Below are 20,763 nucleotides of genomic sequence, written 5' to 3'. Positions count from 1 at the left end.
ATAGTGCCTCGAGGACGGATGTGGTGGCTAACCGGCATTCTGACTCGCAATTCGACAGGTTTGAGCAAAGTCACAATAGTTGCAGGCTTGGCGTTCGGCGTCTGGCGCCACCGGAAGGTAACCATCGCCAAGGCTCAGGAGCATTCGAGCAGCCGCGTCTTTGGTTGGCTCCTCGCCCTTGCTAACTCCTGGAGCTTTTACAAATGTTGCTTGCTTCACTAGACAGTACTTAGCGCCTATGACCTGTCCAAATTGTTGTTCTACCAGCTTGGTGTAGACCGATAGTTGCACGTCGATCTTCAGACGGCGATCGGCATCCTGAATTCCAGTCGGAGCCGACTTAGAGTACTTGTAATCTATGATCTCGAACGTCTTTGGTCCAACTTCGTCGAGACGGTCTATGCGTCCTTGCACCGGTATTCCGTACCACTCCCCATGCAGCTCGAGTTCGACTCGTGTTTGGATCCCGTTGGGCGCGAACTCAGGATTGCTGGTTAATGCCTCGAGTTGCTTGGCGATCTCGGCACGAATTGCAGGCCAGTTAGGGGTGAATTTAGCGAGCGAGAGTGGTGCAAGTCGGTCCAACTTCTCCTCGAGAATCTCGCGAGTTCCGGGCGAGTTGTTCTCTTGGGAGAGGTGCTCAAGGAGCGTATGAACCAGCTGTCCGAGTATGCGAGGATCGGGATCGTTGCTTTCGTCCTCAGGCGGCCTCACCTTGAGACGATGTTTCACGAACCATCGGAATGGACACTGACCAAGATCTTCGAGCTGTGTGGCCGAGAGCGGCCTCAGGGTGATCGGACCGACCAGTCCCCCATGGGCAGAGCGTTGAGACCCGTGGATTCGTTGTCGTTCGATCGAGATCGCCTGGGTGAGGCGGTTATTGGTTTCTGTAGATATGTTCTCCAAAGTTGAACGTTCCATCGGGAGGACTGCGTAGCGAGGTGGCGCCGGCCGAGATTGGAGACCGAGTTCCGCTAGTAAGAGACTTGGCAGCGTGCGATTAGTACCGATTCGCTGCGGAGCGGTGACAACCAACTCTTGACTAGCCGACTGCAGTGTGCCAAGGGCACATGCCCGCTGGCGCAACACGAGTTCTGCAGTCTTTGGTAGGCCATCTATCCGATCTCTTACTGCTAGTGGAAGTACTGGGTTGTCTGAGAGACCAAACGGAAATTGGCCGTCGACGGCTCCTAGGACAAAAACGAGTCGATGATGGCCGATCGGTTGACCAGAGTTCGCCACAGTTATGGCTTCGTGGTGCGGCATATCCGCTAGATCAATGCTTTGTAGTAGGATGCGCACAGAGCGCAGAAAGTCTTCACAACTCAACTCAACATTCTCAGTTGGCCGCTGCTGTTGTAGCTGAAGAGAGAGCTGAGCGACGAGAGTTTGGTCAAGATAACTGACTTGTGAACTGAGGTCTGGGTTCTGCAGCATCTGGTTGACTATGAGAATCAGCCAGTCAACAAAATCACTCCAGGGACCTACCGTGCCCGAGATCGTACCGAATTTCGCAAGGAGATTGGTGAGCAGACGACTTCGGTAAGTTGATCCCGCTACATGACCCAAGTCTAGCAACTCGATGAGCTCAAGAATATGACGACCAAGAGTGGTGAAAGACGCCTGGCGCTGCTCGTGAATGGCGATCGGAAGCTGGTAGGCGTAGCTATAGTGACGAAGCGCTCGATGATAGCTTCGGTCACTGGGAAGGTAGATCGCGATATCCTGCACCGTCAACTCTCGCGCGTGAAGCCGGGCGATGATTTCAGCTAGCACCCATGCGACTTCCTGGTCAGGGTCTGTAAAGTGGTAGATCCGTGGATCGACTGTAGGTTGTGATCTTTGCTGGAAGTGGCCACGGAGGTGAAAGCCTTGGCCAGTGAGTTGTTCAATGGCTCGCTTAGTTGTTGGGTCCAGGTCGGGTGAACGCCAGTTGGCGATCGTGATGACTGCGTCGTCGTTTGCGGTTGCGGCAAGCGCTGCCAGTTCTCGAGACGATGCGAGATCAAAATCTAGCCGTGCGTGTTGCCATCCTGGAGCTGGGTCCATGGCGAGTGTGACGTTAGCGGCTGCGGTGTCATTGTGGTAGCTCATTAGGAGGTTAGCCAGCCTTTTGCCATGATAGCCAGCCAGCTGTAGTGCTTCGGGAGCGACTTCGAACCGGTCGAGCTCGTCGATGATAGCCCTGAGTCTAGGTCGGCTGGGTCCACTGAACTCGGCGTGGGTGGCCAGCCAATTATCTAGTCTTTGTGATCCCATCCGGGCCGCGAGTGACTGTTGAATCAGCGCTTGAGTGCTTCGACCAAGCACGTCGCCTTCAGCAACGACAGCTATAGATCGAGGATATCCTTCAGTGCCCACCCAACTAATTGTAGGTCGAGGCACGCTGGGTCGGGTGTGGGATCATGAACCGACAATTAGCCAGCCGTCTATTCGCCTAGCGAGCAGCATGCGACCTGGTGCAACGACATGACATGTGGTCGATGCGGCTTACATAGCTGCGTCGACCCTGGATTCTCCTTGAGTAACCTCACACGACTGTATGAAGCCGCTCGAGTTAGCCGACCGTACTTTTCCCGGAGTCGAGCTTTCCATTAGCTCCATTCTTCACGAAGCCCTTGTCGCCACTTGGAGGTTGGGTAATCTCCATGGCGGTGCGTGTCGCCTGCCCCATCGTTGCTAGCAAGCCAGTGAGCTCTGCTGGAATCACAAACTTGGTAGATGGCGACTGGGCGAGCTGACGAAGCGTCTCTGGGTACTGCAAGGTAAGCACATTTGCATCGGAGCGTGATGCATTGGTGTTCACCGCTTCTAGTGCGTCAGAGAGACCTTGGGCTCTCAGTTTTGCCGACTCGCGCTCAGCCTCTGCCGCCAAGATCGTCGCCTGTTTTTGACCTTCAGCGGCGAGAACGGAGGCCTGTTTTTGACCTTCAGCTACGGTGATAGCCGCTTGTTTTTGCCCCTCGGATTCGGTGACAACAGCTCGCCGCGTGCGTTCCGCTGACATCTGGCGGGTCATCGCATCCTGCACAGCAGGGGGTGGATTGATCTCGCGTACCTCGACATTCGATACTTTTACTCCCCAACGTTCAGTTACCTCATCAAGGCGCAGGCGCAGGAGGGAGTTCATGTCCTCGCGGCGGGAGAGCACATCGTCGAGCGACATGTCGCCAACGACGCTGCGGAGCGTAGTTGCGGCGACGTTCAAGGCTGCTCCGGAGAAGTTTTGAACAGCGACCACCGATTGTACCGGATCGATCACCTGGTAGAACATGATGAAGTCGATTGAGATCGGGGCATTGTCCTTCGTGATCGCGGTCTGATGGGGGATCTCGAAGTACTGCTCGCGGAGATCGACCAGATTTAAGCGATCGATGATGGGGTTGATAAGCAGAAGCCCAGGTCCTTTTGAGCCGATCGAGCGACCGAGGCGAAAAACCACGACACGTTGATACTCCTTCAAAATCTTGATTGTTCGTGTCAAGACGAGAAGCAGAATAATTAGGACTATAAGTATGATAATGCCTGCGGCAATCATAGCGTTTCCTTTCGGTTGGACCCGCGTGGGGCCTCTGGGATGACATGGAGCTTTAGCCCATCGACTCGAGTGACAAAGACGGTGGTACCGATCTCAATTGGATCATCGGTGTCGTTCAGGGCTGACCAGCCTTTACCAGCGATTTGGACAGTCCCGATTGGGTCGAGTCTTGACGTCGCCACTCCTGCCGAATCGAATAGCTTGGCCAGGCCGGGCATGGCCTCCTTGGAATGGTACTGGGTAGATCTCAGGCCACGAACCCCCAAAAAGAACACGGCTAGAACGGAGATAAACAACAACGCCACCAGGCTCCACAGGATCGCCGCCAGCGAGGAGTGTGAGTGACTCAACATCAAAGTAAGGACGATGCCAGCTGCCATCCCAATCGATGCTGTCACGATCGAACCGTGCGGGCCAACGTGCATGCCAACCAGTATCAGTGCCGCTACCACGACGACCACTACGATGACGATCACGACCATAGAACCTCTATCCGCTTAGTCACCATTCTAGCACACACGTTGTTTTAAAGATAGCGGAGCACGAAAGCGGAGTTCAGTGATTTCGAAGTAGCCGCGGTGTTAAGTTGCCAGCGCAGCTGGAGAAGGCTATTTGAGGTGCCGACTCCAAACAGGAGGAGTCGTCCACGGTGCTTTTCGACTGTTGAGTTAGCGGCCTGGCGCTGGATGGATTGAATCTTTCCCTGAGTCTTTTTTGAGCTAGCAAGGCAAAAGCGACTGTTTCGTGCTAGCTTCGATTTGGTAGGCAATGTCGAGTGGGGGCACGTTTGCCCTCCCTGGCTGCACGATGAGATCCCGATGAAGGAGGATGAGTGCGCGTTGAACTGACGGTGAATGGGCAGAAGAAGGCGGCAGACGTTGAACCGAGAACGCTCTTGGTGCACCTGCTAAGGGAAGATTTTGGGATGACGGGAACGAATGTCGGTTGCGATACCTCGTCGTGTGGAGCATGTACGGTGTTGCTCGATGGAGAATCGGTGAAGTCTTGCACTGTCTTGGCGGCTCAAGCTGATGGAAGGGAGGTGACCACGATCGAGGGACTCGCCTCAGCTGACGGTACCTTGCACCCACTCCAGCGGGCCTTCCAGGAGAACCATGCGCTACAGTGCGGCTACTGCACCCCGGGGATGGTTATGGTCTCGATGTCAATTTTGGCAGAGAATGATACCCTTGACGAGGCAACGGTGCGCGAGGGTCTTGAGGGAAATCTTTGCCGCTGCACTGGCTATCACAATATCGTGAAGGCAGTGTTGGCCGCAAAAGAAGAGATGGGGGCTGAGCTATGACCATGACCGATCCTGCCCAACAGGAACAGATTATTGGAAAGCGACGTATTCGCCGTGAGGATCCAAAACTTCTTTCAGGAGAAAATCGTTTTGCGGATGACCTTGTGGTGCCGGGCGCGCTCCATCTAGTGGTTGTCCGCTCTCCGCATGCACACGCTCGAATTCAGCGTATCGATGTGAATGCCGCCAAATCGATGCCTGGGGTGGTTGGGGTTTTTACTGGCAAGGATCTTGAGTCCGAATGGGCTGGGCCTATGCCTTGCGCATGGCCGGTGACTGCGGAGATGAAGAACCCTGCTCATTATCCACTCGCAGTCGAATACGTGCACTACGCAGGCGAGGGAGTGGTAGCTGTCGTCGCTCGATCCCAGGTGGAAGCGGTTGATGCGGCTGGTGCCGTGATCGTAGATTACGAAGAGTTGCCACCTGTCCTTGAACTAGAAGAGGCGGTTAATGACACCACGCTTGCGCATGAAGAGCTTGAGAGCAATACCAGCTTTGTGTGGGCACTAGAGCCGAATCCTGATGCGGTTGATGCGGCGTTCAGGGATGCAGCTGTCACGGTGAGTGAACGATTTGTTCAGCAGCGACTCATTCCAGCGGCCATGGAGCCGCGAGCTATGGTGGTAGTGCCCTCTCCCATGGGGGGTGACTACACCGTCTACTCCTCAACCCAGATACCTCACGTCTTGAGGGTGATGCTAGCGCTCACGGCCGGTATATCTGAGACCAAGCTTCGAGTCATAGCTCCATCGGTCGGGGGTGGGTTTGGCTCCAAGCTTGATGTGTATGCGGAAGAGTTGCTATGCCTAGCGCTTGCGCGTCGTATGCGGCAACCCGTTCGCTTCACCGAAGAACGTGGTGAGGGTACGATGGCCACCATCCATGGTCGTGGTCAGGTCCAACATATAGAGTTGGCCGCCAACGCCGATGGCAAGGTAACTGCGGTCAGGGTGAAGTTGCTTGCCGATATGGGGGCCTACCTGCAGTTGGTTACCCCCGGCGTACCCCTTCTCGGTGCGTTTCTCTATCACGGGGTCTATGACGTTGGTGCCTACTCGTTTACATGCACAGGCTTGTTCACGAATAAGACTCCTACCGACGCCTATCGGGGAGCTGGGCGACCCGAGGCAACCTATGCGATTGAGAGAGCTATGGACTCGTTGGCCCGGAGATTGGAGCTAGATCCGGCGGAGATTCGGCGGCGTAACTTCATCGCCGCAGAGAAGTTTCCTTATCAGTCTGTCGCTGGATTGGTGTTCGACTCAGGGTCCTATCATGCAAATCTCGAAAAAGCCCTCGACAAGGCGGGCTACTCAGACCTGCGTCGTGAGCAAGAACAGCGACGTGCAGCGGGAAACCCACGCAGGCTTGGCATTGGAGTCTCTTGCTACGTTGAGATGTGTGGCCTAGCTCCATCTCGTGTCTTGGCGAGTTTGAACTATGGAGCGGGAGGTTGGGAGGCAGCAACAGTCCGCATTTTGCCAACGTCGAAGGTGCAGGTGGTGACCGGCACCGCACCCCACGGCCAGGGCCACGAGACGAGTTGGTCGATGATAGTTGCGGATAAGTTGGGAATCTCCCCTGACGATGTGGAGGTTCTGCATTCTGACACCGCCATCGCTCCATATGGGATGGATACCTATGGCAGCCGATCACTCTCTGTCGGAGGTACCGCCGTCTACTTGGCAACAGAGCGGGTGATAGAGAAGGCGATGAAGATAGCAGCACACCAGATGGAGGTTGCAGAGGAGGATCTCGAGTACGTTGGAGCCAGCTTCCGCGTTAAGGGATCCCCAGAACAGCAGCTGCCGTTGGCCGCGATCGCGTTCGAGGCTTTCACCGCTCATAACCTACCGGATGGACTAGAGCCCAATCTAGAGGCTTCGATTAGCTGGGATCCACCGAACTTCACCTTCCCGAACGGCACCCACATTGCCGTGGTGGAGGTTGACGAAGAGACTGGTCATGTGCAGCTCGTTCGCTACATTGCCGTCGACGACTGTGGTAACCAGATAAATCCACTCATCGTGGAGGGTCAGGTGCATGGTGGCATCACCCAGGGTGTTGCGCAGGCGCTCTACGAGGAGGCGCTTTATGACAGCTCCGGCCAACTGCTAAACGCCTCATTGGCCGATTATCTGGTGCCATCAGCGTGCGAGATGCCGAGTTTTGAGCTCGATTCGACGGTGACACCATCACCCACCAATCCACTTGGAGTTAAAGGAGTTGGAGAGGCGGGTACCATTGGCTCAGCGCCGGCAGTCATCAATGCGGTCGTGGATGCACTATCGGATCTCGGTGTGACTGATTGTCCGATGCCGGCGACACCGGAACGGGTCTACCAGTTGATTAAACAGGCAAGTTCGAAGTAGCGACGCAAACCAACAGAAGGGAAAGGTATGTATCCATCAAGTTTTGATTATGCCAGGGCGGCTACAGTCGCGGAGGCGATCTCGATGCTCTCCAGTGACGAGGACGCCAAGGTACTGGCTGGAGGGCATTCTCTGATACCGCTCATGAAGCTACGACTTGCATCTCCTTCGATGCTCGTTGATATCGGACGCATCTCCGATCTATCCTATGTCCGCAAGGATGGTGATCAAATAGCCATCGGTGCGTTGACTCGCCATCGAGATCTTGAGACTTCGGAGCTTCTTGCGCGTGAAGTCCCGGTCCTCACCAGGGTTGCAGGCCAAATAGGTGATCCGTCGGTGCGTCATGCGGGTACGATTGGTGGGTCGACTGCCCACGGTGACGGTGCAGCTGATTTGCCTGCGGCGTTGCTGGCCCTCGGCGCAACCATGGTAGTGCAGGGGCCCTCTGGGAGTCGCACTATACCGGCCGCTGAGTTCTTCAAAGGTTTCTTGGAGACGGCACTCGCGCCTGATGAAATTTTGACGGAGATTCGTGTGCCAACTGGATTTTCTAAGTATGCGTTCCAAAAGTTCAATCGGCGCGCTCAGGACTGGGCGATAGTCGGTGTGGTTGCTGTCCGCAGTGATCGTACCAATGTGAGCTTTATCAACATGGGGGCAACTCCATTGCGAGCGACCGCAGTCGAAGAGCGTTTGGCCGCTGGCGCTAGTGTTGAGGAGGCTGCCGCAGTCGCTGACGAGGGAACCTCACCTTCGGCTGATATAAATGCGAGTGTTGATTACCGACGCCACTTGGCACGTGTCCTCGTGCAACGGGCTTTGAGCGAACTTGGTTGAGTCTCGAAGCAGTCAACTCGGTTTTCTGACCCCCGATGATTTAGCGGGAGGTTTGAGACAGGTGGAGTACCTGGCCGATCTAAAAATTGCAACGGTGGCTTTTCTAGCTCTCTCGCTAGAAAAGCCATTGTTGCTAGAGGGTGATGCTGGTGTTGGGAAAACCGAGCTTGCTCTGGCGTTGTCGAGGCTCTTCGGGAGTGACCTTATCCGGTTGCAATGCTACGAGGGGATCGATTCCACCCAGGCCGTCTATGACTGGGACTATGCAAAACAGCTCCTGCACCTACGCGCTACCGAGGCCGTGGGTGTGCAGACCGACCGTACCTCACTAGAGGCTGAACTCTATGAGGACCGTTACCTCGTCGAGCGCCCACTGCTGCGATCGCTGGGTTACAGCGACCCGTCTCGGCCGCCAGTCCTGCTTATCGATGAGCTAGACCGTGCAGACGATGAGTTTGAGGCCTTCTTGCTGGAACTGCTCTCTACGTTTGAGATCACGATCCCAGAACTTGGTACTCGACGAGCGCTGGTGAAGCCGATAGTGATTCTCACGTCGAACCGTACTCGAGATCTTCACGATGCTCTGAAACGCCGATGTCTGTATCTATGGGTCGACCACCCAGCCTTTGAACGCGAGGTCGAGATCATACGACTTCATGTACCGGATGCGAGCGAGGTGTTGTCTGCTCAGATTGGCGCCATCGTGCAAGAGTTCCGTCGGCAAGGTCTAGTTAAACCACCAGGGATCGCGGAGGCGATCGACTGGGCGAGCGCGTTGACAAGCCTCTCGGCGGTCGAGGTCACTCCGGAGTGGCTCGAGATGACGTTAGGGGCTGTGATCAAGTATCGTGAGGATGAGGAGCGGCTTGCCTCCATCGGCGTTGGAACGCTGATCAAACAGGCCTTTGCTCGGTTTGGTGCATGAAGCCTGAGGAGTTGATAACCGGTTTTGTCGAGCTCTTGAGGGTGCGTGGGCTCCGCGTACCGGTCTCTAGCTCTCAAGATCTCCTCGGTGCACTGGCTGTCGTTGGTATCGACGACCAGGAGCGAGTGCGCGAGTGTGCTCGGGCGACCCTGGTGAAATCCCAGAAAGACAACGAACTCTTTGACAACGTGTTCCGTGAGTATTTCTTTGGCCAACATCCTGATGAGGAGGTTCCTCGGCAGGTTACCGTGGGTTTTGACTCCCAAGATGCACCTGAGGCTGAACAGGATGATGATGGTCAGATGCAGCGTGTGGTTCGCTATTCGGCCGTTGAACGTCTACGGTCGGCTGACTTGCGCTCGCTGGAGGCTGCTGAACGACGTGAAGCCCTTCGCTTGATTGAGCGTTTTCGATTCTCGCCTCCACTCCGGAGGAGCTACCGCTTCGTGAAGAGCCGCAGCGTGCAGCGGTTAGACCTATCGCATACCCTGCGGCTTTCGGTTGCTACTAGTGGAGAGCCGATCCGGAGACGGTTTCTAAGCAAAGGTCTGCGCTCTCGTCGGTTGCTCTTTCTGGTTGATATTTCAGGCTCCATGCACGCTTACGCTGAGGGACTCCTGCACTTTGCGTGGGCAGCCCGACGAGCTTTAGGCGATGTTCATGTCTTCACGCTTGGAACGCGTCTTCATAACGTCTCGAGAGCACTTGATGTGAGTGATCCTGATCGAGCGATGGCACAGGTTTCGTCACTGATTGACGATTTCGCTGGCGGCACCCGACTGGGAGCTTCCTTGGAGACGTTCAACATTGAACATGGGGCCCGGGGGGTGGCGCGTGGTGCGATCGTGGTAGTGTTCTCCGATGGTTGGGATCGTGGCGATCCGCAGGTTATGGAGGAGGCGATGGGGCGACTGTCGCGCTTGGCCAAGAGCATTCTGTGGGTGAATCCGTTGGCCGCCGCCACCGACTATGCACCCTTGGCTCGTGGCATGGCTACCGCGCTGCCCTATATCGACGCGTTTCTGCCCGGAGAGAGCGTGCGATCCTTTGAACATCTCGCGAGGGTAATCTGTAGTGAAGGAGAGCTTCAATGATCGATGTAATCGAGCGAGTGTTAGCGTGGAGGGCGCAAGGGAAGCGATGCGCGCTAGCGACCGTGGTCGCAGTCGAAGGGTCTGGCCCCCGTGAACCAGGCGCCCTGATGGCAGTGAGCGAAGACGGTGAGGTCGCAGGATCCGTCTCCGGTGGGTGCGTGGAAGGAGCGGTTGTTGCTGAGGCGCTGCAGAGGCTTGACGCTCCTGAGCCGGTGTTGCGAACCTTTGGAATACTTGGTAGCACAACGCCCAGGGAGGCCACGACCTTGGCCTTCGGCTTCTCAGATGACCAAGCTGTAGCGGTCGGCCTGACCTGCGGTGGCACCTTTCACATTCTGGTGCAGCCGGAGTTGCCAAACTACCTTGATCGACTGGCTGAGGCGCTTCGAGAGGAGACTCCATTTGCTATCGCCACTGTTTATGCGGTCAATGAGGATCCGGGTTCGTATTTCGCCGATGAGAACAGCGATGTGCCGGTTCCAGCTGTCGGCTCCTCGCTTCTTGTTCTCGGAGATGGAGAGGTTGTGGGGAGTCTTGGCAATCCCGACCTCGATCGTGTCGTCGCCAGAGATGCGGTGGGGGTTCTTAGGCAGGGGCAGGGTACGAGACGCGAGTATGGCAGGAAGGGACAGTCGCGCTCGCGCGAGGTAGCGGTCGTGATGGCGGTCTCTGTTGAGCCTCCGAAGATGTTGATCTTTGGTGCAGTGGACTTTAGCGATGCGCTTGCCCAAGCAGCAAAACTGCTTGGCTACCATGTGGTCGTGGTCGATGCCCGATCAGTCTTCGCCACGAAGGAGCGATTCCCAAAGGCTGACGAGGTCGTGGTTTCATGGCCAAACGACTACCTATTCGAGTGTGGCGCGACCCTTGATGAGCGTGATTCGATCTGCATCCTCACTCACGACCCAAAGTTCGATGTTCCAGCTATCGAGGCCTCGTTGGCGACTAAGGCTGGCTATATCGGTGTTATGGGCTCGAGGCGCACCCAGGAGGATAGGATGATGCGACTTGCGGCTGATGGCGTCTCGATCGAGGAGGTACGAAACCGAGTCTCAGGTCCGATTGGACTCGATCTTGGGGCGAGAACGCCTCAGGAGACGGCAATCTCGATTTTGGCGGAGATCATCGCACGACGGGAGCGTCGTATGGCTGGTCCGCTTTCAGAGACCCAGGGACCAATCCATACTGAAGGAGTGATGACCTGGTGAGCGTGAATCGATATGGATGAAGAACTCGCCTCCACCGGCCTGGTAGTGCTGGCTGCCGGCTTCGGGAGTCGGTTTGATTCGTCGACGCATAAGCTGTTGGAAAATTTGAACGGTCGCCCCATAGTTAGCTGGGTGCTGGAAGCCGCAGCCAGCGTCGAAGCAGGAGCGCACTTTGTCGTCACTCAAGACTCGAACCTTAGCTCGCTGTTGCCGGCTAAATTCATCGAACTCCGAAATCCGAGCCCCCAAGACGGTCTTGCAAGCTCATTGGCACTCGCCGTGGATGCGGCAAGTGCCATGGGTCTTTGGGCGGTTACGGTTGGCCTCGGAGATCAGCCACTGGTGCCGGCTGAAGCATGGAACGCGGTGACGAGCACTAAGACCGGTGGGGTAGCAATTGCTACCTATGCTGGCGTCAGGGGGAACCCTGTTAAGATAGCATCATCGGTCTTCGGGCTGTTAGAGCGTCGTGGTGATGTCGGTGCCAGAGCGATTTTCCACCGAGTCGAGGCGGTAGAGGTCCCTTGTTCGGGAGATCCCTTTGATGTTGATACTCGTGAGGATCTTGAGCAGCTGCGAGCCATAGAGAGGAATTGAGATGGAGATTGTAAACGAATTCACAGTGCCGGTTGGTGTCGATCAAGCCTGGGAGATCTTGACTGATCTCGAGCGTATCGCTCCGTGTCTTCCAGGGGCATCACTCTCCTCGGTCGAAGGCGATGAGCACAAGGGATCCGTCAAGATTAAGGTCGGTCCTATCACGGCAAACTATGCAGGTGTTGCGCGCTTTGAGTCGAAGGACGTTGACAAACGGATTGCGGTCCTGAGGGCTGAAGGGCGTGAGACCAAGGGCCAAGGTAACGCGAGCGCTGTCGTTACGGCACGCCTTATTCCTGATGGCGACAGTACACGAGTCACAGTCGACGTGGACCTGACGATCGCTGGGCGCGTGGCGCAATTTGGTCGTGGAGTCCTTGGTGAGGTATCTGAAAAGCTGATGGGCGAGTTCGCCACTAGGTTGGCAGAACTGATCGGACAGAGTGGATCCTCTGAGCCTGCCGAATCAGAGACTTCTGAACCCAGTGCTGCTGCGGAGGCGACGGAGTCTCGTGCAGAGGAACCGGCAGAGCTCAATGCCATGCGCGTACTGGCCAAGCCGATAGCAAAACGGCTTGCACCTGTCGCTGCTGTTTTGATCGTCGTAGCAGTCTTGGTTCGTAGGCGTGGACGCCGGAGCGCCTGAGGGAAGCTGGACGCCAAGCGCAGATGACCGTAGCTGGGTAGAGCAGCAACTTGGTCGTGGGGCGAAGATTCCATTTCGCGCCGCACGGAGGTCGTCGGATGGTCGTCCGATTGTTATCGAACTGGCGGCGTTCGACCAAGAGGGTACCCCCCAGTCAAATTGGTTTTGGCTAGTTGACCGACAGCTCGTGGCGGCGGTCTCTCGACTCGAATCCGTTGGTGGTGTACGTCTCGCCGCATCGGCTGTTGATGCCGCAGCATTAGATCTTGCAAATCGGAGCTATCGTAGCGGGCGCCCCGAGTTGGCCCACATGCAGGGCAGAGGCGTAGGTGGTGCTCGAGCTGGTGTAAAGTGTCTCCATGCGCATGTCGCCTTCTACCTGGCTGGTGGCTTTACTCCGGTAGGAGTTTGGGCTATCGCGAGGCTATATTGGTCAGATCGACCACTCTTGGAGGCTCTGGTTGGAGAGACGCTATGCGAGTCATGAGCGCCCGGATGGCGGAATGGTAGACGCAGGGGGCTTAAACCCCCCGGACCTTTGGGTCATGCGGGTTCGACTCCCGCTCCGGGTACGTTAGCCGTTGCTGCACTGCTGGAATACCAGTGGGGGTATAGTTGTTGTAGGTTACAGAGAGAAGGGAAGTAGATGACAACTCGAAACTTAACAGCACTGGACTTCAACGAGACTATCGAAGGCAATGGAATCGTCCTAGTCGACTTCTGGGCAGCATGGTGTGGACCATGTAGGGCCTTTGCGCCAATTTACGATGAGCTGTCTGCGGAGCATCCTGATATTGTCTTTGGGAAGGTCGATACTGAAGCACAACCTGAGCTAGCGCAGGCGTTCCAGATTATGTCGATTCCCACCCTGATGGCCTTTCGCGATCAGGTGCTCCTGTATGCACAGCCAGGTGCGCTGCCGCGGCAGGCGCTAGCGGAGATCATCTCGCAAGTCGAGGCACTTGACATGGATGAGGTTCGTCGTCAAATTGCAGAACAAGAGGCGGCGGTCAAGTAGCGGGACCTAGGACCGCTTTTATGGGCAAAGCAGTTGAGCAATACCTTGGGCCAGATGAGGTGCTATCCTACGGCGTTTTTGGGTCTCGAGGCTTGGATGTAGTGTATCGTAGCCCAGGGTCAGAGGTTTACCCGTGGGCTTCAGTGTCGAAACTGGTAGCTGCACTCGCGGTACACGTGGCTATTGAAGATGGCTCCTTGCAACGGACATCACGAGTCGGTGACTTCGAGCTATCGGTAGAGGATCTGCTTTCGCATGCCTCTGGGCTCGAAACCGGTGCGGTCGGGGAGCCGAGACTTCTTGCCCCGCAACATGTTGAACCATCCCGTCCTCCGCATGAGAGAAGGATCTATTCCAATATAGGCTACGAACTGTTGGGACGTAGCCTTGAGGGATCGTCTGGAATCCGGTATCAAGACTACGCGATAGAGGCGGTGCTGCAGCCAGCTGGGATGACCGGAGCAGGTTTCGTATCGAGGTCAACTGGAGTCACGATCACTGCGCAGGAGGTGACCGGAGCCGCGTTTGGACTCCAAGGGACGTTAGCTGATCTCATTGGTTTGGCTGCGGCGTTGTGTTTCGAGGTGGTGGTCTCTTTGGAGTCACTGGTCGCTATCAGGACCGTTTTCCTGCCGGAGTTGTCGGGTGTCCTTCCGGGCTTTGGACACCAGAGCCCAAACTCTTGGGGTCTCGGAGCAGAGGTGCGCGACCACAAGTCTGCACACTGGATGGGGGCACTGGTGTCGGCTGAAAGCTTTGGCCATTTTGGACAGAGTGGATCGTTTCTGTGGATTGACCCGATTCAGCAGTGTTTCGCGGTCTTTGCAGGATTGAAGCCCTTCGGAGCGTGGGCAAAGGAGCGGTGGCCGAACTTAAATGATGCCATCGTTCGCGAGCTCAGATCGTAAACCGGCCGCAATCATCGTTCAGCCAGCGCAAATAGGCATCTGCTAGTCTGGTCACGAGGAGGATGATAGATGACCCGACTAAGCGGCGACCATGATGTTGAGGAGATGTCCGAAGGAATACGGATAAATCCCGTCTATGCCGACGGAGCTGATCACGAGATACCGAAATACCAGATTCCGGCGGTAGGGATGAGCGCTGCAACAGCCTACCAGATGATCAGCGACGAGATCGATCTTGACGGTTCGGCACGCCTGAATCTAGCGACCTTCGTCACCACCTGGATGGAGCCGGAGGCGGACCAGCTCTACTTGGAGGCGGCCGATAAGAACATCGTGGATAAAGACGAGTATCCCCAGACTGCCGCTATCGAGGATCGTTGTATCGCCATGATTGGTGATCTATGGCATGCGCCGGACCCGTCGAATGTGATTGGAACCTCGACGACCGGCTCATCAGAGGCGTGTATGTTGGCGGGATTGGCGCTGAAGCGGAGGTGGATGGCTAAGCGGCGTGCTGAGGGCAAGGATCTTGAACGTCCCAATATAGTCTTTAGCTCATCCGTCCAGGTGGTGTGGGAGAAGTTCGCTAATTACTTCGAGGTAGAGCCGCGTTATGTTCCTATCAGTCACGATGCTCCCTACCTCACCCCTGGTGGAGTTCTAGATGTGGTCGATGAACGGACGATCGGTGTAGTTCCTATCCTTGGGGTTACATACACAGGTATCTACGAGCCAATTGCTGATATATGTCGTGCACTCGACGATCTCGCTTCCCACACAGATCTCGATATTCCGGTCCACGTAGATGCAGCCTCTGGTGGGTTCGTTGCCCCCTTTCTCCAGCCCGAGCTGGTCTGGGATTTCTCACTCGACCGGGTGCACTCGATCAATACCTCGGGCCACAAGTATGGACTAGTGTATCCTGGCCTCGGGTGGGTGCTCTGGCGAGCGAAGGATCTACTCCCCGAGGAGTTGATCTTTAAGGTCTCCTACCTGGGTGGTGAGATGCCAACGTTTGGTCTCAACTTCTCACGCCCTGGTGCGCAAGTCTTGCTTCAGTACTACAACTTGATACGATTGGGTTTCGAGGGTTACACAAGGGTTCAGCGAGAGACCCAGCAGACCGCATCTCTGATCGCAGCTGGTCTGGATGAGCTGCCATCGATGGAGGTGATCGCGCGTGGTGATGCACTGCCGGTTGTCGCATGGACAAAGACTGCCGATTCGAATCCAAACTGGAATCTTCACCACCTCTCCTCTAAACTGCGTGAACGCGGCTGGCAGGTTCCGGTCTACCCGATGCCGGACAACCTCTCCGATGAGCTAATTATGCGAGCTGTTTTGCGCAACGGTTTTCGTAGCGATCTTGCAGCGCTATTCGTTGATGATTTAAAGCGAGCAGTTGAGGAACTAGAGGATCTCGATGCGCCGATGCCGACCTCCCAAAGGGCTGCTGGCTTTCACCATTAAGGTGGCGCTATCGATCCTCTAGGGCGTTGAGCCATCAGGATTTCGCTGCTAGCATGGGCGAGCGTCACAGGTTCGGTTGTTTTGGGTTGCATGGACCAATCCCCCTTGTGACAGCCCGTGGAGGAGATATGCAAAGCTATGACGACGCGTGGGCAAGTTGCCATGAGTCGATCCCTACAGAGTCGATCCCTACAGAGTCGATCCCTACAGAGTCGATCCCCACAAGGGCGTTGGCTGATGTCGGCGCCATCAAGGCGCTTACTCATCCACTGCGTCTGGGGCTTATAGACCTATTGGGTCAGTATGAGAGCATCACCGCTGCCGAGGCGGCTCGCATGTTGGATAGTACTGCCGCTAAGTGCTCCTTCCATCTGAGACAACTTGCCAAGTATGATTTCGTGGAGCCGGTTGAGGTCCCGAGTCGGCGTGAGCGTCCTTGGAGGCTCAAATACCTAGGGATCACCATCGCCGATGAGGTTGGCGAGACGACGGCTGGATTTAATGCGCTCGCCGAACAGATGGTCAATACTATCGTGGAGCGTTTCCGCGCCTACAGGCGTTTTGTGAGTCAACTGAGTGCTGACTGGCGCGAAGTCAGTGGTCTACACGAGGGGATCGGGTGGCTAACCATCAGCGAGCTGCGCGAACTCGATACTTCGTTCGACTTCTTTGCCTCATTGGCGGCAGCTCGCACGCATGGCTATGAGGAGATTCCAGAGGGTGCGCGTCGCGTTGACATCGCCAAGTTCGTCTCACCACTCGACCCTCCTGACCGAGGATGATACTAGCTCGTCAGCGCAGGTATCAACAGTCGATGAATTTCGTGCCCAAAGGAGTAGGCGCTTGACGGGATTAACTGTGTCATAAAGATCACGCTGAGTTGGTCTTTCGGAGAGATGAAGAAGTTGGTGCTCGCCATGCCGCCCCAACCGAATTCGCCAGCGATTGTGAAGTTCTTGGCAGCTGCAGGGTTGTTCACAACCGAGACGCCAAGACCGAAGCCTACACCCGGTTCGTCGATGGGTTGTGGGCGATATCTACAGAGGTCCACTACATCGGCACCTCCGGGTAGGTGGTTGGCCGTCATGAGGTCGACGGTGCGCGGTCCAAGCAGCCTAACCCCGCCGAACGATCCTCTATGCATCAACATGAGGGTAAAACGGAGGTAATCGTCGAGTGTTGAGAAGAGCCCACCTCCACCCATGTCAACTGGGAACACCCTCCGTTCCGGGACGGCGCCGCCGAGGTGATGCATGCCGTCCTCCTCGGTTCTGAGGTAAAGAGCGCCGACCCTTTCTAGCTGGTCGACATTGAGTTCGAAGGTCGTATCAGTCATCTCAAGGGGTTGAAGGACCATCGTTTCGAGAGCGGCAGACAGTGGCTCGCCACTGATCACCTCGATGAGCCTTCCGAGAACATCGGTGGCCACTGAGTAGTTCCATCCATGCCCTGGGTCGAAGAGGAGTCCGAGTTGTGCGTAGCGATCTACGAGTTCCTCAAGGGTGAGGTCGTCGGGAAGATTTAGCTCTGACGCATGTTGACGATAGAGCGTATCGAGGATGGTTTGATTGTGAAAACCGTAGGTCAAGCCAGCGGTATGGGTGAGCAGATGCCATACTCGAACGGGCTCAGTAGCTGGACGATACATCGGCTCGAGTGTTGATCCACCCTTGAGCACATTTATAGCCTTAAAGGAGGGGATGTAGTCGCCAACCTCGTCGTTGAGGTCCACCATGCCAGCCTCAGCTAGCATCAATAGCGCGGTTGATGTGATGGGCTTGGTCATCGAGTAGATTCGGTAGATAGTGGAGTCGCTAACTGGAGTTTGGGTGGCGAGGTCAGCCATTCCGTAGTGGTGACGGAGGGCTACGGCATCGTCTCGAGCGACAAGGATCGCGAATCCTGGTATTTTTCCAGCGTCGACGTAACTCTCGAGGTGCCGCAGCAGCCGATCAACCTGAGGACGATGAAGGCCAGCTTCTTCGAGTGAGGTCATCTCAATGGTCATAGCGCTCCTTCCGGGACGTTTTGATGAGGGGAGTACTAGCTTCGCAGGGTCCCCGGTCCGATGTAATGACACTGCAACAACGGTGTCTTCGTTGACAGAAGATCCTCGCTCGATCCAAGTTCGAGGAGTGACTCCTGATGCAATCGCCGCCAACGTTCTAGGTCGTCGTCGATGACGACCTCCCCTTGAACAATTACAGGGAGTTGCAGTTGCCGTAGCTCGTCGGCCGAGGTAGATGTGATAGACGCTCCTGGGTCGAGCGAGAATTCGTCGATTGCACGCCTGTTACGAGTGCGTCGATACGCGGTCTTTGCTCCTCCGTCAGAGGTCTTGTCCTCTGACTGCTTAGCGACTGGGATCCTTTCTCCACCTCGTTCGATGGCGACGAGCTTGTATACGAAACCTGCTGTGGGCACGCCTGATCCTGTGACGAGCTTGGTCCCGATGCCAAAGCCGTCGATAGGGGCATCTTTTAATGACAGAATCGCCGCCTCATCGAGATCGCCCGAGACGATAATCTGGGTTTTAGTGGCCGCGAGCGAGTCGAGCAGCTCTCGAGCGGCCCTTGATGTCTCTCCTGGGTCACCGGAGTCGATGCGGATCGCGGCCAGTGAAGGTCCAAAAGTGGCAATCGCAGTACGTATGCCGTTCATCGTGTCGTAGGTATCAACCAGGGCTGTAGTGGCGTCTCCTGCAACCGCCCTCTGTGCTCGGAAGGCGGCCGCCTCACTCTCGTGTGCCAGAATGATGGCATGTCCCATGGTTCCGGCTGTTGGGATGGCGTGCCGTTGCCCAGCAGCGAGATTTGACGTCGCTTGGAAGCCAGCGATATAGGATGCCCTAGCCGCGGCCACTGCAGCGTCCTCATTTGTGCGTCGAGTTCCCATCTCGATCAAACTTCGGCCGCGCGCGGCGAGAACCATGCGCGAAGCGGCGGTGGCGATCGCGGAGTCGAAGTTGAGTGCCGATAGCAGGAGTGTCTCCAAGATGAGCCCCTCGGCAAAAGTTGCTTCAAGTCGCAGAACAGGCGAGAATGGGAAGTAAAGCTCTCCATCGGGGTAGGCGTAGATGGACCCCGAGAATCTGAATTTCGCGAGGTATGCGAGCGTGTCCGCAGAGCAGATCGAGTTATGACCTAGATAGTCGAGATCTTCGTCGGAGAAGGTGAATCGATTGAGCAGACTGGCAATTCGTGCTGTACCCGCTATCACGCCATAGGCACGTCCCGCCAATCCTCTGCCGAAGATCTCGAAGGTCGCATGCCTGCTGGCGATCCCGCTATGGAGCGCGGCTTCCAGCATGGTGAGTTCGTACCTGTCCGTGAAGAGGGCAGTCTCGCTAGCCATGCGAATCGGCAACCTCAAGTGGTTTCGGGAGGGTGACGAGGTTGTCATCTTTTCCTCGCCTTCGCACGAGTAAGACCATAATCACGATGGAGGCCGCCAAGCTGATGAGGGCGAAGACCTCTACCGCATCCCACACTCTTGGGACGGCGAGCCACAGATACTCGTCGAAGAAACGACCGATCGACCAGATCCCATAGGCAGAGACAGCGACGGAGAGTGCTGGCATCTTCCACCTCGGGTAGACCCGAGATAGCTCGAGCACGATGAGATAGGTGACGACGGTCTCGATCGACTGGAAGATGGGCACCGGTATCCGGTAGCCAACCTCGCCAGCGTACTTCATGCCATACCATGCGGTGGTTGGATGGCCGCCACCGGCGAACATGAGCTGAGGACCAAGCAGGCGACCCATTGCCCACGCTGCGAGTAAGACAGGAGCCGTCACATCTGCTGCTGTTCGAAATGAGATCTCTGGGTTGTACTTGTGAAGCGCATAGAGTGCGACAATCAACCCGCCGGCGATACCCCCGTAGGATGACAACCCTCCTTGCCAGACTGCAAAGACCAGGATGGGATGCGCTAGGTAGTAGCTGATGTTGGCTACGCAGTGGACGATACGGGCGCCGACCACCGCCATAACGATGATCCAAATGAAGGATTTCTCGAGCCACTTTGTTGAGAGCCCGTAGTGATGAAATCGTCTGCTTAGATACCAGTAGGCGAACCAAAATGTGATGCCTAGACCGAAACCGTAGGTGTGGAGCACGAGCGGTCCGATGTGAAAATCAATAGGTATCGGTCTCATACCACCTCAGCTCCTGTCGCCGTTCCGTTGTGACCAGTCTAAACCCACGCACACAGTATTCGGAATCATGGGCTGTCACAGTTGCAAGTAGGTCAGAGGGATATCGCTCGCCTGAACGAGAACCGAGGATATCCATCCAGTGAGCTGTGCAATCGCTGCTTGTACCCGATCGTCGTCCTCGATGATCTGCTCATCAAAGACACAAGTGGTCTCATAGACGACCTCGGCACTTAATTCTGAACCATCAGTAGTGATGTCATAGCTGGTCTCAACCGTTACTCGCTGCAGCTCCATCGGTGCATTCATGATGGTTTGAGATGAGTGGCGCGGTAGGTGGGTAAGAAGTTGCTGAGGTGTCATGGGTAGCTCGCTAAGACCTGTGAAACGGAGTGCCACTTCGACGACGATCTCAATCGGATCTTCAATTCCGTCGCCGAGCGACCAACTTCGGTAGGATCCTTGACTCCAGGTCGGCCACTCTACTGTGAGGTCTGCGCGGACGTGAGGCGGCGAGGCCTCGCCCGGTAGGCTGTAGGAGGTCTCGAAGGTTAAGTCTCCGAGCATCATGTCGTTGTGGAGCTGCTCTTCTAAACCTGCGCGCTCAAGCATCGAAGAGCTGAGGGAGGTTTTGAGCGAAGCTATGAAGCGAAGAAAGAGATGATCGAGCATTCGCCTG

The 20,763-nt window shown here is 56.1% G+C and carries 20 protein-coding genes and 1 tRNA gene; 14 read left to right on the top strand and 7 right to left on the bottom strand.

Going from position 1 to position 20,763, the window contains the following annotated elements; genetic code table 11:
* Positions 1-27: 27 nt before the first annotated feature.
* The 3 genes from FEAC_RS03060 to FEAC_RS03050 form a co-directional block, all read right to left on the bottom strand.
* A complete protein-coding gene (locus FEAC_RS03060) occupies positions 28-2,364 on the bottom strand; it encodes a PD-(D/E)XK nuclease family protein (protein WP_152623050.1) in 2,337 nt (778 codons plus the stop codon).
* A gap of 196 nt (positions 2,365-2,560) precedes the next feature.
* Complete coding sequence (locus tag FEAC_RS03055; RefSeq protein WP_081900956.1) at positions 2,561-3,541, bottom strand: SPFH domain-containing protein; 981 nt, start codon at positions 3,539-3,541, stop codon at positions 2,561-2,563.
* Positions 3,538-4,017 (bottom strand): NfeD family protein, encoded by a 480-nt coding sequence (locus FEAC_RS03050; RefSeq protein ID WP_160290319.1) that lies wholly within the window; start codon positions 4,015-4,017, stop codon positions 3,538-3,540. The genes FEAC_RS03055 and FEAC_RS03050 overlap by 4 nt, the downstream gene beginning before the upstream one ends.
* A gap of 356 nt (positions 4,018-4,373) precedes the next feature.
* Here FEAC_RS03050 and FEAC_RS03045 point away from each other — a divergent pair, with 356 nt between their 5' ends.
* From FEAC_RS03045 to FEAC_RS02980, 14 genes are all read left to right on the top strand, one after another.
* Positions 4,374-4,847: a (2Fe-2S)-binding protein gene (locus FEAC_RS03045; protein WP_035388577.1), complete on the top strand. Its 474-nt coding sequence runs from the start codon at positions 4,374-4,376 to the stop codon at positions 4,845-4,847.
* 2 nt (positions 4,848-4,849) lie between these two features.
* Positions 4,850-7,222 (top strand): xanthine dehydrogenase family protein molybdopterin-binding subunit, encoded by a 2,373-nt coding sequence (locus tag FEAC_RS03040; protein ID WP_035388690.1) that lies wholly within the window; start codon positions 4,850-4,852, stop codon positions 7,220-7,222.
* A gap of 27 nt (positions 7,223-7,249) precedes the next feature.
* Positions 7,250-8,062, top strand: a complete 813-nt coding sequence (locus FEAC_RS03035) for an FAD binding domain-containing protein (protein ID WP_035388576.1) — start codon at positions 7,250-7,252, stop codon at positions 8,060-8,062.
* Positions 8,055-8,987 carry an AAA family ATPase gene (locus FEAC_RS03030; RefSeq protein WP_052565391.1) on the top strand — a complete coding sequence of 311 codons (933 nt, stop codon included), beginning with the start codon at positions 8,055-8,057 and terminating at the stop codon, positions 8,985-8,987. The genes FEAC_RS03035 and FEAC_RS03030 overlap by 8 nt, the downstream gene beginning before the upstream one ends.
* Positions 8,984-10,081: a vWA domain-containing protein gene (locus tag FEAC_RS03025; RefSeq protein ID WP_052565389.1), complete on the top strand. Its 1,098-nt coding sequence runs from the start codon at positions 8,984-8,986 to the stop codon at positions 10,079-10,081. Before FEAC_RS03030 ends, FEAC_RS03025 begins: the two co-directional genes overlap by 4 nt.
* Positions 10,078-11,289, top strand: a complete 1,212-nt coding sequence (locus FEAC_RS03020; RefSeq protein WP_035388575.1) for an XdhC family protein — start codon at positions 10,078-10,080, stop codon at positions 11,287-11,289. Before FEAC_RS03025 ends, FEAC_RS03020 begins: the two co-directional genes overlap by 4 nt.
* Positions 11,290-11,301: 12 nt before the next feature.
* Positions 11,302-11,886 carry a nucleotidyltransferase family protein gene (locus FEAC_RS03015; RefSeq protein WP_035388574.1) on the top strand — a complete coding sequence of 195 codons (585 nt, stop codon included), beginning with the start codon at positions 11,302-11,304 and terminating at the stop codon, positions 11,884-11,886.
* A gap of 1 nt (position 11,887) precedes the next feature.
* The gene (locus tag FEAC_RS03010; RefSeq protein ID WP_035388573.1) at positions 11,888-12,532 is read left to right on the top strand and encodes an SRPBCC family protein; all 645 of its coding nucleotides are present in this window, start codon (positions 11,888-11,890) and stop codon (positions 12,530-12,532) included.
* Positions 12,513-13,019: a DUF501 domain-containing protein gene (locus tag FEAC_RS03005; protein ID WP_035388572.1), complete on the top strand. Its 507-nt coding sequence runs from the start codon at positions 12,513-12,515 to the stop codon at positions 13,017-13,019. The genes FEAC_RS03010 and FEAC_RS03005 overlap by 20 nt, the downstream gene beginning before the upstream one ends.
* A 2-nt stretch (positions 13,020-13,021) precedes the next feature.
* Positions 13,022-13,104: transfer RNA gene (locus FEAC_RS03000), tRNA-Leu, on the top strand.
* A gap of 74 nt (positions 13,105-13,178) precedes the next feature.
* Complete coding sequence (gene trxA, locus FEAC_RS02995; RefSeq protein WP_035388571.1) at positions 13,179-13,550, top strand: thioredoxin; 372 nt, start codon at positions 13,179-13,181, stop codon at positions 13,548-13,550.
* Positions 13,551-13,570: 20 nt separating this feature from the next.
* The gene (locus FEAC_RS02990) at positions 13,571-14,458 is read left to right on the top strand and encodes a serine hydrolase domain-containing protein (RefSeq protein ID WP_035388570.1); all 888 of its coding nucleotides are present in this window, start codon (positions 13,571-13,573) and stop codon (positions 14,456-14,458) included.
* Between the two features lie 69 nt (positions 14,459-14,527).
* Positions 14,528-15,928, top strand: a complete 1,401-nt coding sequence (gene gad / locus FEAC_RS02985) for a glutamate decarboxylase (RefSeq protein ID WP_035388569.1) — start codon at positions 14,528-14,530, stop codon at positions 15,926-15,928.
* A 128-nt stretch (positions 15,929-16,056) separates the two neighbouring features.
* Complete coding sequence (locus FEAC_RS02980; protein ID WP_035388568.1) at positions 16,057-16,710, top strand: winged helix-turn-helix domain-containing protein; 654 nt, start codon at positions 16,057-16,059, stop codon at positions 16,708-16,710.
* Positions 16,711-16,712: 2 nt separating this feature from the next.
* On the opposite strand, the gene FEAC_RS02975 is transcribed toward FEAC_RS02980, so the two are convergent.
* The 4 genes from FEAC_RS02975 to FEAC_RS02960 all read right to left on the bottom strand — a co-directional run bounded on the left by FEAC_RS02975 (position 16,713) and on the right by FEAC_RS02960 (position 20,756).
* On the bottom strand, positions 16,713-17,936 hold the full coding sequence (locus tag FEAC_RS02975) for a serine hydrolase domain-containing protein (RefSeq protein WP_035388687.1): 1,224 nt from the start codon (positions 17,934-17,936) through the stop codon (positions 16,713-16,715).
* A gap of 35 nt (positions 17,937-17,971) precedes the next feature.
* Positions 17,972-19,282: a nicotinate phosphoribosyltransferase gene (locus FEAC_RS02970; RefSeq protein WP_052565385.1), complete on the bottom strand. Its 1,311-nt coding sequence runs from the start codon at positions 19,280-19,282 to the stop codon at positions 17,972-17,974.
* Positions 19,275-20,087 (bottom strand): prolipoprotein diacylglyceryl transferase, encoded by an 813-nt coding sequence (locus FEAC_RS02965; RefSeq protein WP_035388567.1) that lies wholly within the window; start codon positions 20,085-20,087, stop codon positions 19,275-19,277. The genes FEAC_RS02970 and FEAC_RS02965 overlap by 8 nt, the downstream gene beginning before the upstream one ends.
* Before the next feature lie 75 nt (positions 20,088-20,162).
* Positions 20,163-20,756 (bottom strand): hypothetical protein, encoded by a 594-nt coding sequence (locus FEAC_RS02960; protein WP_035388566.1) that lies wholly within the window; start codon positions 20,754-20,756, stop codon positions 20,163-20,165.
* Between the last annotated feature and the right edge of the window lie 7 nt (positions 20,757-20,763).

The sequence above is a fragment of the Ferrimicrobium acidiphilum DSM 19497 genome, assembly GCF_000949255.1.
In the GTDB taxonomy this organism is placed as follows: Bacteria; Actinomycetota; Acidimicrobiia; order Acidimicrobiales; family Acidimicrobiaceae; genus Ferrimicrobium; species Ferrimicrobium acidiphilum.
Note: the sequence above shows the minus strand (reverse complement) of the source record. Positions and strands in the feature narration are given on the sequence as shown.